The sequence below is a fragment of the Acaryochloris thomasi RCC1774 genome, from assembly GCF_003231495.1.
Classification (GTDB): Bacteria; Cyanobacteriota; Cyanobacteriia; order Thermosynechococcales; family Thermosynechococcaceae; genus RCC1774.
In genome coordinates this window covers 227,758-241,804 of sequence record NZ_PQWO01000007.1, presented here as the reverse complement: position 1 = coordinate 241,804, position 14,047 = coordinate 227,758, and the positions used below count along the sequence as shown (strand labels likewise).

At 51.0% G+C, this 14,047-nt stretch carries 9 protein-coding genes; 4 read left to right on the top strand and 5 right to left on the bottom strand.

Annotation, left to right across the window (positions count from 1 at the left end):
* Nucleotides 1–18: 18 nt before the first annotated feature.
* Nucleotides 19–1,365: a tetratricopeptide repeat protein gene (locus C1752_RS13460; protein WP_110986578.1), complete on the bottom strand. Its 1,347-nt coding sequence runs from the start codon at nt 1,363–1,365 to the stop codon at nt 19–21.
* 127 nt (nt 1,366–1,492) lie between these two features.
* The gene (locus tag C1752_RS13455) at nt 1,493–2,608 is read right to left on the bottom strand and encodes a roadblock/LC7 domain-containing protein (RefSeq protein WP_110986577.1); all 1,116 of its coding nucleotides are present in this window, start codon (nt 2,606–2,608) and stop codon (nt 1,493–1,495) included.
* 896 nt (nt 2,609–3,504) lie between these two features.
* Here C1752_RS13455 and C1752_RS28955 point away from each other — a divergent pair.
* From C1752_RS28955 to dps, 3 genes are all read left to right on the top strand, one after another.
* Nucleotides 3,505–5,652 carry an FAD-dependent oxidoreductase gene (locus C1752_RS28955; protein ID WP_199464390.1) on the top strand — a complete coding sequence of 716 codons (2,148 nt, stop codon included), beginning with the start codon at nt 3,505–3,507 and terminating at the stop codon, nt 5,650–5,652.
* Nucleotides 5,649–5,855: a hypervirulence associated TUDOR domain-containing protein gene (locus C1752_RS13445; RefSeq protein ID WP_199464389.1), complete on the top strand. Its 207-nt coding sequence runs from the start codon at nt 5,649–5,651 to the stop codon at nt 5,853–5,855. The genes C1752_RS28955 and C1752_RS13445 overlap by 4 nt, the downstream gene beginning before the upstream one ends.
* A 298-nt stretch (nt 5,856–6,153) precedes the next feature.
* Nucleotides 6,154–6,681, top strand: coding sequence for a DNA starvation/stationary phase protection protein Dps (dps, locus tag C1752_RS13440; RefSeq protein ID WP_110986576.1), 528 nt, complete (start codon nt 6,154–6,156; stop codon nt 6,679–6,681).
* Nucleotides 6,682–6,687: 6 nt separating this feature from the next.
* Here dps and C1752_RS13435 read toward each other — a convergent pair whose 3' ends face one another.
* Both C1752_RS13435 and C1752_RS13430 read right to left on the bottom strand, forming a co-directional pair.
* Complete coding sequence (locus tag C1752_RS13435; protein WP_233501594.1) at nt 6,688–9,870, bottom strand: efflux RND transporter permease subunit; 3,183 nt, start codon at nt 9,868–9,870, stop codon at nt 6,688–6,690.
* 56 nt (nt 9,871–9,926) lie between these two features.
* A complete protein-coding gene (locus C1752_RS13430) occupies nt 9,927–11,420 on the bottom strand; it encodes an efflux RND transporter periplasmic adaptor subunit (protein ID WP_110986574.1) in 1,494 nt (497 codons plus the stop codon).
* A 371-nt stretch (nt 11,421–11,791) separates the two neighbouring features.
* On the opposite strand from C1752_RS13430, the gene C1752_RS28445 reads away from it, so the two are divergent.
* A complete protein-coding gene (locus C1752_RS28445) occupies nt 11,792–12,301 on the top strand; it encodes a hypothetical protein (protein ID WP_158535093.1) in 510 nt (169 codons plus the stop codon).
* A 72-nt stretch (nt 12,302–12,373) separates the two neighbouring features.
* On the opposite strand, the gene C1752_RS13420 is transcribed toward C1752_RS28445, so the two are convergent.
* Entirely contained in the window at nt 12,374–14,008 is a 1,635-nt protein-coding gene (locus tag C1752_RS13420) for a putative bifunctional diguanylate cyclase/phosphodiesterase (protein ID WP_233501590.1), read from the bottom strand.
* Between the last annotated feature and the right edge of the window lie 39 nt (nt 14,009–14,047).

The window sequence follows — 14,047 nt, the reverse complement described above, 5'->3', positions numbered from 1 at the left end:
GAGTCGTTATCGATGCATTTACTTCTCGGCTGCCTGGAGATTTTCTGTGGCTATTTTGCGAATTGTCTGCTTCAGCTTTTCTGAAGGGGCACGCTCTTCAGCTTCTGCGAACAGCGACTTTGCCGTTTCAATTTCCCCTTTTTTTAGATAAATCTCAGCCTTACCTGTCAGGGCTAAGATATTGCTTTCATCCTGGAGCAAAATCTGGTCATAGATATTCTCTTCTTTCTGTAACTGTCCTGTTACTAAATAAAGTCGACCTAATTCAGTTAGCAAGTTGAGATTTTCAGGCTGTTCTTGAGCGAGATTCTCGAGCAGGGGGATGGCTTGACCGTACTGTTCTAGTTTTGTATATTCTGCCGCGAGCTGTCTGGTGGCCTCCACATTGTCGGGATCACGCTTCAGTGTAATTTGATGCCTACGAATCGATGGGTTGGAGGAAAGTGATGGGTCTGTGGAAGGCAATAGAGCGCGAAGACCTACAAATAGCCCAGTTAACACTCCCAAAATACCAACCCCCGCTAGGAGACGAAGCCAAACAGGACTGCCGCTCTTCGTCGAGGTTGTCTTGGAGGAGGGGGCTACCGAATTTGACAAAACACTATCTAGACTTTTATCTAGGGTTTGAAGGGGTCGACTAGAGGCTCTGGCTTCTGTAACTAACCATAACAGCGGCGCTTCAATCCCGTGGGCTTCAAGGACGGTAGGCGTTTTAAAGGCAGAGATCGGAATGGCTGAGTAGAAGCAGCGATAGTTGGCGTTGACGGCTTTCAAGGAACGAATTAAGGGATGCAGCTTTTCTTCTAGCTTCAGCAGGCCTGAGGGACCCGCACCAATAAGATCACACTTTGTCAAAACCAGGGCAATAGAGTAGTGGAGTTGATATCGGTGGGCTAGAGATGCGATCGCTTCAGCTCGCTTGGTTAACATCTCTAAATGAGCGAGGTACTGCGGATTATGAATCAACTCGTAGGCATCCAGAAATAAGCAGCAGCCATGGGATTTTTGCAAGACCGCTTGAAACTCTGCATCAAAGGATTGACAAGACTCTCCAGGTACATCTGACCAGTGAAACTGGCACAGCACTTTGGCTCCCTGCCAACTGTGGCGTTTGACATCAAATCTAAAGTCGGTGATTTGAAGTGTTGGAGGTGGATATTGACCTGTTTTAGCGACTAGCGCTAACAGCGATTCAAGATTCTTTCGATCTTTACCATTTTGGCAATCAAAATATATATCCTGTTTCTGTGCATCTGCTGACTTCGGACGCAGTGCAGCGTAGTTGGCCAGCAAGAAAATTGTTTTGCCAACACCCCGATCGCCAATGCTAAGAAAATTAAGAGATTGAATCGCAGTTTTAGACATCTATAACCTACCTCTAAATTTGTTATGCCATAGGTTTGTTTTATAGGAAAGATAAAGCTACAGGAAAATTTTTTCTTCTATCTTTAAATATATTGAAGTGATCCTAGAACTTTAAAAGTAAGCGAAGTTAAGGTTCTCGTTGGATGGGATTTCCACGATACATGACAGGCTTGCTTTTTGTTGATTTGGAGTTGCTGCTCACTTGAGATAGATTCTTTATGTTTGTCTCATCTTCTGAAGAATGTGTGTCAGATTGATGAGTCAGTAAAATAGCCCTAATCTTTTGTATGACACGGTTGACTTCCCCATCCAGTAGCCCCATCAGTACCTTATTAGCTTGAATGAGTAAAAAACAATCAGGCGTACAGGAAGCCAAAATCATATATCCTTCTGTTCCTTGGATGCAAATTTTTTCGATTTTTTCCCACTGTAACTCTGTACTCGTACTCTGCGCTAAATAAATCATAGTTCCCGCGATGATTAGAGCACTATCTTTATCTATATTCATTGCAGGAGTAAGTAGCTGGCCTTCTGCAGAAACCAAAAAAGCTGATTGAATTTCGAGCGGTTTCTGAATTAGATTCTGTAAAATAAGCTCGATTAGTTCTGATGTATTTATCGCAGGTTTTTCATCTGCTTTTGATTCTTCCTCTCTTAGGAGATCTCTATCTCCATCGTCCACCTCCCTATCTAAATGCTCATCTATTAAGATGATGGCTTGCGAAGATTCTCGCTTAGAGAAATTAAAGAAATTGAGTTCTTTCTCCATGCCCAGATCTACATGCAGGGTATCGCAAAAATCAGATGAAAGATGTAACCCTTCTCGAGCTGCATCGTAAGTGTTAACGTCTTCAATGCTGACTAGATTTGGATATTGGTCGGGGGCGCTGCTGTAGTTCCAAAAACCAATGGGTCCTTTTTGTATACAGGTTAGGACTTGCTGTAAATAGCTGGTATTCAAGGTATTTTCTAGATAATATCCTAGGAAATATGGAATGTGGCGATTGTGCTCATCAATACTGTCACTATAAAGCCAGCCAAAGATGCAGCTCTCTAAGTTTGGCTGATAAAGATAAACTGCCTGCTCTCCAGAACTTGGAGGATTATAGGAGTTCCAGTTTTTATAAACAACTTGATGTAGAAAGGCGTCTTGAATGTCTAGCGGTATCTGGTTGCTACAGACTCTTTTTAAGCCCGCGCCAGGAAAACTAGTATAGATTAGCTGTCCTAGGTCTGTGAGCATTCGACATTTCCTTAATCAAGTAAATCTTGAGCTATGTTCCAAGTCCTGATTGTGATAAAGCAGAGTACAAGAACTCAGTAGACTTCGTGAAGTCTTTTAATAAACAAGTAATACCTAGAGAATAAAAAAAGAGTCCCTCAGCAAGTGAGGATGTTCTTTCGCGGATGAAAGCCTTGTTGTTGTCTAGCTGGTGATATCTTTTACGTTACCTGCTGAGCTAAACTCCTTTGCCTACCGTGCTGTGAAGATGTTGGGTTTATTTAGTTTCTATAAATAGTGAATGACTACTTCACATTAATGTTCCATGCTTTGTTTGAGAGTAATTGTTAAGATTAACGACCCCTACGCAGCCTGCTTTTACAGGCTCTAAGTTAGAACTCATATCATATGCCTTTAATTGTGCTGAGCGCAATAAAACTTGATAGTGCCGATGGTTTGGCGATGGTTGTCGCGATGAGATTCGGTGCGAATGCCTGGTTCTCCAATGGCTAAGTCATTCCTTGGCTGTCCCTGAGGACAGTGGAATTACTGTCGGTCGCCTTATTAACATCCGTGGGTCAATGAGGTTTGTAGTACCGATCATGTGAAGCGGATTTACTATGCGGGTCTACCCGAACTGAACCCCAGCAGAATTATCCCTCAAGGGCCAGCCGTCACTTTTGCGTCGCCCCTTTCATCAATAGCAGCCGATAGGGGCATCAGCGGACTTCTCTGATCCAACCAATATGTAAACAGGCCATGCGAAAGCGTGACAACGAATCGACAAAAGACCGCAATTTTGTGCAAGACCCAACTATCTGAAGTCTGTAGGGTGTGCAGATAAAGCACGCGATCGCTAACGTGAATAGGGCACCCACCGCAATCCAGGCAAATCAATTTAAGGTTGAAGTCAATCTGTGAAAGCAACTCGCCTCTTCAACATTCTGCTCACGGCACTGGCTCCTATCTCATGGGGGACAACCTATGTGGTGGCGACTGAGTTTTTGCCATTAGGTCATCCGTTGTTGGTGGCCGCGATGCGATCGCTTCCCATAGGACTGCTGCTAATCATAGGGCTGCGGAAGCTTCCCCAAGGCATCTGGTGGTGGCGGATGCTGGTTTTAGGGGGTCTCAATATTGGCGTTTTTCAGGCATTGTTGTTCATTGCAGCCTATCGCCTTCCAGGGGGCGTTGCCGCCACAGCCGGAGCGATTCAGCCTTTATTGGTCGGGCTATTTGCCTGGATGATTCTGAGTGAGCAGCCCTCTAGGCGTTCTATTCTTGCAGCAGTAGCGGGCTTTATCGGTGTGGGTCTGTTAGTGCTTGGCCCCAGCGCACGTCTAGATAGCATAGGCATCATTGCAGCCCTGGCCAGTGCGGGCGCTATGGGGCTAGGGACCGTACTGGTGAAGCGCTGGAAGCCTCCTGTTTCTCTGATTGTGTTCACGGCATGGCAGCTAACGGTGGGGGGACTGATGCTATTGCCGGTGGCCTTGGTCACAGAGGGACCGTTTGAGCAGATCACCCGCGCTAATCTATGGGGATTTGCCTATTTGGGTCTAGTGGGCACAGGGTTAGCCTACGCACTTTGGTTCCGAGGAATCGCAAAGTTGAATCCCACTGCGGCCTCCTATCTGGGACTGCTCAGCCCCTTAGTGGCCTCTCTGATTGGATATTTCTTTTTACAAGAGACGTTCACCGCAATTCAACTGATCGGGGCTGGGGTTGTGCTGGGCAGTATCTTGATCGGCTCACAGACTCATTCAACACCCAAGAATCATCAGCGAATCGTGATTATCGGTGCAGGGTTTGCAGGCATCCGAGCGGCCCAAAAGCTCTCTCAAACCGGAGCTGAGATTGTAATCATAGATCGCAACAACTACCACACCTTCATTCCGCTGCTCTATCAGGTTGCCACCGGCTTCATTGCGCCCAGCGTGATTGCCTATCCGATTCGCAACTGGATCCGGCGCATTCCTCATAGTCGCTTTTGGCTCGGGGCGGTAAAGCAGCTCGATTTAGACAGGCAGCAGGTGATCACCGATACTGGCGATCTGGAGTATGACTATCTAATTTTGGCAACGGGGAGCCAAACACGTTTTCTGGGAGTGCCCGGAGCACCGGAGCATACGTTTGCCTTGCGGACCCTGGAGGATGCGATCGCACTTCGTCACCAAATTCTCTGGAGTTTGGAACAGGCTGACCAAACAAATGAATCTCAGTACCTAACGTTTGTGATCGTCGGAGGTGGTCCCACTGGAATCGAGTTAGCAGGCGCACTTAAAGAGCTATTGGCGGGGCCCTTTCGTCGAGACTATCCCAACCTTGATTTGTCAAAAGCACGAATTCTCTTAATTCAGTCTGGCGAGACTCTATTACCCGGATTGCCCAGATCACTGGGGCGCTACACCCTCCGACAGCTTCAGCGACGTGGGATAGAGGTTCGTTTATCCACAAAAGTAACGGCGGTCTCGCCCCAAGGTACAGCTCTCTCCGATAACAGACACATTGCGGCTGCCACAGTCATTTGGACTGCAGGGGTTTTGGCAGATAAACCCAGCCTGTCGCACCCTGAAGACTGGGATGGCGTAATTGGCACCGCTCGTCAGCAAAAAGTTGTCGTGGAGCCAACCCTGCAGCTTGCTCACTATCCAACGGTGTATATGGCTGGAGATGTTGCCCACGTTGAACAGGGGGATGAAGTTCTGATCGGCGTGGCCCCCGAAGCACTCCAGCAGGGGGGCGCAGTGGCTAAAAATATCCAGCGGCAGATGCAGGGATGCGACCCTCAGCCCTTTTCATACTTCGATAAAGGACGCGCCGCGATTATTGCCCGTCATGCGGGTGTGGCTTATTTGCTCAGCAAAATCAAGGTGACCGGACCGCTGGGATGGTTAACTTGGCTCGTCATTCACCTCTACTACTTACCCGGCATCGGCAATCGCTTCGCCCTGCTGAGTAGCTGGCTGCGGGACTATATTTTGCGAGATCGCAACCATCGACAGATCTTCCGCGCCAATCCACGCACAAAAATCCTTCAATCCCACTTAGGAGAAGACTCATGACATACTTACCCCTAGCTGCTCGCGTCTGCTTATCACTCATTTTTATCAAAGCAGCTAAAGGTCAGAACGTCACTTGGGCCTGGGGAAACAGACAAGCGGAGGGTAAGGTTCAAGAGATCCATCACTCTTCGATCACACGTAAGATCAAAGGTAATGAAGTGACTCGCAACGGTTCCGAGAATAATCCGGCTCTCGTTAATTGAGCAAGAAGACGGTACTGAGGTTTTGAAACTTCAAAGTGAGCTCAGTCATTGACGTCCTGATCTGTTTCTGCTGCGGCGTTTACCCAGCCTAACGATTGTTTCAAACGATAAGAGTTCAACAGCTTTTTAGTTTTTGCCTAGTGACGGCAGGCTCGCCGTTGTTGGACTCTTGTGCTTTTCTCCTCATAATTTGGGCCATAGTGACATTACGTCTGGCCCCACTGAGTCGTTGTCTAGGGTACGGCACAGGTCGTATTTTCGGTTTAAGCTCAATATCATTGCCCTACGAGGAATCATCATGGTTGCAAGCACTCACAAAACGACGAAGCATCGCTTTTATCCCAGCCGTATTGATTTACCGATGGGTACCCGTGAGCAGGTTGTGGATACGCTGAGTTTGACCCTTGCCACCAGCTTGGATCTCAAAACTCAGATCAAGCAGGCCCACTGGAACGTAAAGGGGATGGATTTCTACCAGCTTCACAACCTATTCGATGAACTTGCGGGCGAAATCGAAGGCTATGTCGATATGGTTGCTGAGCGAATCACAGCACTAGGATCCGTCGCACGAGGGACGGCCCGAGTGGCGGCAGCGGAATCACTGCTGTCAGAATATCCAATGAATGCGGTGGCAGGGTCTGAGCATGTGCAAGCGCTGGCAGATGCCTATGCTACCTATGCCCGTCATGTGAGAGATGCGATCTCATCTACAGAAGAGGCAGGCGATTCAGACACAGCAGATCTGTACACCGAAATCTCGCGCACTGCGGACATGCGTTTGTGGTTCCTGGAGGCCCATCTGATCGACAAAGAAACTCGGCTATAGGACAAGCTACTTTATCCGACGACCCTTGCCTTTCAAGATCACGCGAGATGCAGCAAGAGGAAAGGAGGGCTGCCTTGCTTGAGGACGAGACCGCCGCGGCAGATCATCATGCAGCATTAGATACACACAGGGAATAATAAACAGCGTCAGCAACGTCGCCAGCGAAAGACCAGCAAACACCACAATGCCCAACGGCTGCAGGAATTCCGACCCTTGACCAATGCCCAGCGCCAGCGGAAACATCCCCAACACCGTGGTCATTGTGGTCATCAAAATAGGCTTAAGTCGCTGGGGAGCCGCCTGCAGAATAGCCGCTTGGCGATCTTGATTCGATTGGACATAGATTTGATTCGCCAGCTCCACCATAATGATGGCGTTATTCACCACAATCCCCACCAGTAGGACCACGCCCACAATCACCGTGGCTCCCATCGAGGTTTGGCTAACGTAAAGGCCAAAGATTCCTCCCGTGAGCGCCAGCGGAATTGTGAACAGAATTACCAGAGGATCAATCAGCGAGTTGTACTGCACGGCCATGACGACGAACACCAAAAACACCGCCAGCCCTCCCAAAAGCTGGAGCGATTGCTGTAGTTCTTGATTGCTCTGGGCAATGGTGCTTGGCAACCGCGCCACACCAGCGGGGAGATCTAGACCGGCAAAAGCCGTCTCGACTTCCTTGATGGCATCACTCAGACGCGCCCCATCTTCTAAGTTACCCGCAATCAGGTAAACGGGCCGCTGGTTAATGCGCTTAATCTCAACGGGAGCTTGACCGGGTTCAATTCTGGCAACATCCGCTAGGCGAATTTGCTGGTTCCCGGTGGCAAACAGCGGCAGTTGCGCGAGCTGCTCCTCTGTTCGAATAGAGGCCGGATCAAGCTGGACGCGAATGTCGACGAGGCGGTTGTCGCGCTGAAGCTGCGTCGGCACTAGTCCATCCACAGCAGTGTGAACAGTGTCACCAATCTGCTGTGCCGAGAGTCCTAACGCTGCGACGCGTTCCCAGTCGGGGTATATTTGCAGCTCAGACTGCCGAGGATCGTTGTCGGGCTGAAATTGGGCTGCGGAGACTTGTTCATCCAGCAATCCGATCACCATCAACCCCGCCTGATTTAAGGTGCGAGAATCGCTGCCCTGCAGTAGGATATCGAGATCGGCACCGCGAATGGGGGAGTTGCTGGTAATCAAACCGCGCACCCGTCCAGGCCGAATACCAATGCGAATATCAACAAGGTTGAGTTTTTCAACGGCTTGCCCCACCCGCTCAGCAAAGGCTTCAACATCGGTATTCGGCTTCAGGGTAATGGTGCCGTTGGCCCGCTGAGGATTTTCAGAGACATTCGTTCCAAACAAAAAACCACCCGCCGTGATGAAGGCATAGTCGGTCTCGGGCTGCTCCGCCAAGATTTCTTCGACGCGGGCGGTGACGATGCGGTTCTGCTCTAGGGTGGTGCCAGGAGGAAATCGAGCAGAGAAAGAGGCTTGCCCCGTGTTGATGGGGGGCAAAATTTCTTGCGGGATTTGATCGAACATCAACAGACTGCTGCCGCCTAGGATCAGGGTTGCGATCGCAACCACGCCCCATCGCCACCGCAAAACTCGCGCCAAGCTTCCCTGATAGCTACGGGTCGCTCGCTCAAACTGCTCTCGAAAGGTCACTAAAAACCAGGATTGCCCCACCCGACTCGACCAGCGAATCGTGAGCAAGCGAGAGGCCATCATCGGCACAACCGTGAGGGCAATCAAAATCGAGGTGGCAATGGCGAAGCTGATCGTGAGCAGCAGCTCATTAAACAGCAGAGCAATGAAGCCACCAATGAGCAAAAACGGCAGAACTGCAACTAAATTCGTACTGGTGGAGGCCACCAAGGCTGACTCTACCTGACGACTGCTCTGCTCTGCCTGTCTCAGCAGTGCCTGGGAACCGGCATGCCTGGACGAACGCGTCCCCTGAACGATGGTCTCCAGCATGACAATGGAGTTGTCTACGACAATGCCGACCCCAAGCGCCAAGCCCCCTAGACTAAAGACATTCAGCGACAGGCCAAAGAGCCGCATGAGAATAATCGCCCCCAGGGTTGCCAAGGGGATCGCCAGCACAATAATCAGGGTCTGTCGCAGGGAACCCAAGAACAGTAGAACAGCCAGCGTGGCTAGCACCATGCCGCTCAGACCTGCGATCGCAACGTTGCGAATCGCGTTACGAATAAACACCGCCTCATCCAGCGTCGGAATAATCACCATGCCGCTAGGAATGCTGCCCTGCTGGCGCAGATAATCAAGCTGGGCCTTAACGCCATCCACCACCTCTACGGTATTGGCGTCGGGCTGCTTTTGCAGGCTCACCTTGACCGCAGGCGTCTGGTTGAGGTTAACGAAGACCCGCTGTTCAGCAGCGCCATCAATGACGTCTGCCACATCTCGTAAATAGATTTGCTGTCCGGCTGTCGCCGCTCCGTCAGATTCATCATTCGAGCCGGTTCCCGCTGCCCCATTTAAAATCAAGTTTTCAATCTCAGGTACAGACTTAAACTGGCCCACCGTTCGCGTTAGAGGCTCGGCCAGGTTCCCCTGCAAACGGCCCCCCGAGGTATCTTGATTACGCTGGCGAAGGACATCGAGCACCGAGGTCAGCCCCACCCCAACCGCCTGTAATCGGTTGAGATCGACATTGATCCGCACCTCTTCAGGAGCTGCACCCGAGACCTCCACCGAAGACACGCCGGGGACAATCCCCAGCTCCCGTACCAGAGTTTCTTCCGCGAAGACGCGCAGTTGTGACTTCGTTAATCCAGGCGAGGTTAAGGCCAGCTCATAGACCGGAAGCTGTGAGGGATCAAACTTAAAGAGGCGGGGCTGCTCAATCGTATCGGGCAAACCGCCACGGGCGCGATTGAGGGTGGCCGTCGCGTCATTAAGCGCCTGATCAATATCGCCACCGGGCTGAAAAAACAGATCAAGACTGATCCGCCCTTCCCGCGTTTGCGAGTACACCTGCACCACGCCTTCCGTGGCCGCAAGGGCTTCTTCTAAAGGCTCCGTCACCTCGTCCACCGCCACCTCGGGTGAAACACCGGGGGCATCGATGCGAACCCCAATGCGGGGATAGGTAATCGCAGGCAGCAGATCCACCTGCAGGGTCGAAAGGAAGAAGACCCCCAAAACCACAACGGCCAACGTCAGCATTGAGATACCGATGTGTCGTCGAATAGAAAGAGTGCTGAGGCTAAAGGAGCGCTCCACTAGCGGTTCTCCGGTGATTCTGAAATGGCGCTGAGGCTCACGGCAGTCTGATCCTTGAGCGGCTCACTGCTGCGGCTCACGAAGGACTCCCCCGGACTCAATCCCTGAATGATCTCAACTTGACCATTCCGACGCTCCCCCAAAACCACAGAGCGAGAAGCAACGCGAGGCTCGGGACTCTCTGTCTCCAGCACAAATAGAGTGGCTTGGTTCTCGATTGAATCAGGCTTTTGAGCAGCGGAATCCGCATGGGAATTTGATCCGGGCGAAGCCTGGGGTGCTTTCCCCGTGGATGGCCGCCTGCGGCCCCCATTCGTTTGCAGCGCTGTCTCAGGAATCCACACCCGCTGCTGTTGGGGTTGAACAAAGCTCACCCGCGCCAATAGACCGCTGCCGATCTTACCGTTATTGGCCATTACAATTTCCACCGGCAGCAGACGAGCGGAGTTAGCAAGGGGTGAAATTCGGGTGATTTTACCGCTGAAGTTACGCTGCGGAAAGGCATCCAAGGTAATTTGAGTCTGTTGACCAACGCGCAACTGAGACAGCAAGCGTTCTGAAACTTGGACAATGACTTTGACCTGCTTAAAGTCACCCAGACGGAGAACTTCATCCCCAGCCTGCAGCAAATTTCCTTCTTCAGCCAGACGCTCCATCACAATTCCCGTTAGGGGAGCCGTCAGCACAGCGTTGGTGCGCTGTTTTTGAGCTTGGTTGAGAACGGATTGCTGAGCCAGTACGCGCATTTGAGCCGCATCAACGGTGCCTTGCTCCATGGCCACTTGGGATTCTGCCGCCTGTAGCACCTGGGCCGCTGTTTTGACGGCTGTTTGAGCCTGAGTGATCTCTTGAATACCGCTGGCCTGGATATTGACCAAGTTCTGTTGAGCCTGCTGGGCTTGGGTGCGGGCTTGTTCTGCCCGTTGCTCGGAGATAGCACCGTCTTTAGCAAGCTGAGTCAGGCGAACGGCGTCTGATTGCGTTTGCCGCACCTGGAGGCGGGCCTCTTCAGTACGCGCCCGCACAGCATTCTGAAGCTGCAGGATGTTTCCTTTTGCCTGCACCAAGCCCAAACGAGCCTGTTCAACTTGGGTACTGACAGCTCCCACCTGGCTGCGGGCACTGGCAACCTCTGCCACCTGGGCTTCACGCTGGGCACGGGCTTCGTTCACAGATCCGGTGAGCACGTCGTCATCCTGCTGTCCCAGAACCTGGCCCTGCTGGATGCGATCGCCCACTTTCACGCTCAGCCGCTGCAGCTGGCCTTGGATTTGCGATCGCAACAAGACTTCCCGAATCGGTGCCGTCGTTCCGGTATAGATAGCAGACTGGGTTTTATTGGGAGTTGCGATCGCAACATCCACGGCAATCACATCAGACGTTGGGGGCGCATTAGCCTCATCAGAAGCACTGACCGTACCACAGGCCGTGGTTAGGATCACCAGCCCCACCGTCAACAAGCGCAACCTCAGCGCCAAGAGATTAAAGAACATCCTCTAATCATTCTGCCTACAGCAATTTCCAAAAGATTAGTCTCTAATAACGACCAGAGACTTAGCCTCACCCAATTTTCCGTAACCATGGCTCAAAGCCATTCAGTTACACAAGCCAGTACCGATCCTATTTTGATCCTCTTTGAGCTTCTAGGATCTTTACTCCCACCCCATGTAGTACTTTAGATCGATTTAATGAGAACGAACCTGAGGCCACGTTAAGAAAAGACCCGCGAAATCGGTAGAGGCACTCTAAACGAACCGACAGTTCGCCCCTAATAATGGATCTCTGCTCCTTTTCACTGATAGCAGAAGCCCTCATTATTGGCATACTGGACTTGATGAGAGCAGCTCTTGCAGGGGGTTAAACAATGAGTGTCGTTTGGATTGTGGGTGCCGCCATCTTATTCATGATCTTTATCTGGTGGATCCTCCAGCCGAAACAAGGCCAAAGGGCCGCGAATGCGCCTCACGTTCAACAAAAATGTCAGCCGCCCCTGTCCCCTAACGCTGGCAATCCGTCACATCCATCCTGGCCCTCTCTCAATGCAGAAGCTCAAGATCTGCTGATCAAAGGTCACAAAATTCTGGCAATCAAACTGATCCGCGAGCAGACAGGCTGGAGCCTCAAGCAAGCGAAGCAATATGCAGAGGACCTGACGCATCCAGTGAGCGAGTTAGACACTGTTAGCCAAACATCAACGTCTCCAATGCCTCTAGCCCAAAATCTCTCGGTAGACAGAGACGCAGAAGTGCGACAGTTAGTCCTAAATGGTCAGAAGATTGTAGCCATCAAGCGCGTTCGAGAACAAACCGGCTGGGGGCTTCGAGAATCGAAAGACTATGTTGAGACATTACTGTTAACAGAAGAAAAACCCTAGGCCCAGAGCGCATAAAGGGCAAGAGCGTGTATTAGTAAGGCTCGTTACTGTCGTCGCCCCAGCCTCAGATCTTTAAGACATCGGCGCACTTTGCTTAGATAAATTGGCACCATTCTGCAGTAGGTCAGTCAAATGATCGGCCAAGATCGGACGGCTAAAGTAAAAGCCCTGAACCTCATCACATCCCTGCGACTTGATGAACTCGAACTGTTCCTGCGTTTCGACACCCTCTGCAGTGATGTTGAGCTGTAGATTTTGGGCAAGGGCAATGATCGTTTTGGTAATCGCAGCATCCCCAACATCAGACAAAACATTCTGAACGAAGGACTGATCAATCTTGAGCGTATCAATCGGGAATCGTCGCAGATAGCTAAGAGAGGAGTACCCTGTACCGAAATCATCTAGCGCCAAAGTAATGCCCCGATCACCCAGCGCCTGCAAAGTATCGATGGACTGTTGCATATTGTCCATCATCAGACTTTCGGTTACCTCTAACTCCAGCGACGCGGCATCTAGTTGAGTTTCCGCCAAAATATCCCCCACCAATGCCCCAAAGTTATCTTGCCGCAGCTGATGAACCGATAAATTAACCGCCATGCGAATGGGAGGTAAGCCCGCCTCCTGCCACAGTCGATTCTGGCGACAGGCCGTTTTGAGAATCCAGGTTCCAAGCGACAGAATGAGGCCGCTGTCTTCAGCAATGGGGATGAAGGTTCCAGGAGAAACCCAGCCCCGAGTTGGACTATGCCAGCGCAGGAGCGCCTCAACCGCCACAATGCGACCGCTCTGAGTCTCGACCCGAGGTTGATAGTGAAGCTGCAGTTCATTTCTAGCGAGGGCGCAGCGCAGTTCATTTTCAAGACTGAGGCGCTCCTGCAGTTTGACATTCATTTCAGAGGCAAAAAACTGATGGGTATTTCGCCCCAATTGCTTGGCCTGATTCAGGGCAGCATTGGCATGCTGCAGCAGTTGATTGATCTCAGTACTGTCATAGGGGTAGACACTCGTGCCTATATTCACGACCGCATAGATTTCTTGCTCATCAAGCATGAAAGGTTCCTGCAGCGCTTCGAGAATCGTTTGGGCCAGGACAGCTCGATTTGTTGACTCTTCAGAATGGGTCTGAACAGCGGTGAATAAGCCACCGCCCAAGTAAGAAAAAAGAACGGACTCATGGAACTGCAGACTAAGGCGCTGAGCAACGGCCCTAACAAAGGACTCACTGCTCTCTTTGCCAAACGCACTATAAACCGCGTCTAGATTCCCGATGGCAAAAGATGAGACAGCAAAGAATTGATGCTTCTGCTGCGCATGAGAGAGCCTTTGCTGCAGGCGGCTAGACAAGAGAGTTTGATTGGGCAAGCCAGTGAGATCGTCATAGCTTGCCATGTAGTGAATCACTTGATCCAACTGTTGGATCGTTCGAGAGGTATTGCTCATGAGCAGTCCCACTTCATCAGAGAACTCCGTGGGCAGATTGGGCAACGCCCTGAGATTGGCATAATCACGCAGACTCTTAGCGGTTAGAACCACCGGGGCTAATAAATCACGGAGCGCATAAAGCGTACAGATGGTCCCGGCCAGAGTCGCACAAAGCCCAATTATGAGCACTCGGACGGTAAGCCCCATCGGGAAAGTCGATGACACCAAAAAACTAACCAGCAAGGTCAACAGAGGCACATGGATACCGACAAAGGCAACAACCATGATTTTGCTCTTATAGCCCCACAGCCACCTAAACCGCGA

Coding starts and splice junctions, on each gene's coding strand:
- C1752_RS13455 (WP_110986577.1), bottom strand. CDS start 2,608: ATGCTCACAGACCTAGGACAGCTAATCTATACTAGTTTTCCTGGCGCG.
- C1752_RS13460 (WP_110986578.1), bottom strand. CDS start 1,365: ATGTCTAAAACTGCGATTCAATCTCTTAATTTTCTTAGCATTGGCGAT.
- C1752_RS28445 (WP_158535093.1), top strand. CDS start 11,792: ATGAGTGTCGTTTGGATTGTGGGTGCCGCCATCTTATTCATGATCTTT.
- C1752_RS13420 (WP_233501590.1), bottom strand. CDS start 14,008: ATGGTTGTTGCCTTTGTCGGTATCCATGTGCCTCTGTTGACCTTGCTG.
- C1752_RS13435 (WP_233501594.1), bottom strand. CDS start 9,870: ATGCTGACGTTGGCCGTTGTGGTTTTGGGGGTCTTCTTCCTTTCGACC.
- C1752_RS13430 (WP_110986574.1), bottom strand. CDS start 11,420: ATGTTCTTTAATCTCTTGGCGCTGAGGTTGCGCTTGTTGACGGTGGGG.
- C1752_RS13445 (WP_199464389.1), top strand. CDS start 5,649: ATGACATACTTACCCCTAGCTGCTCGCGTCTGCTTATCACTCATTTTT.
- dps (WP_110986576.1), top strand. CDS start 6,154: ATGGTTGCAAGCACTCACAAAACGACGAAGCATCGCTTTTATCCCAGC.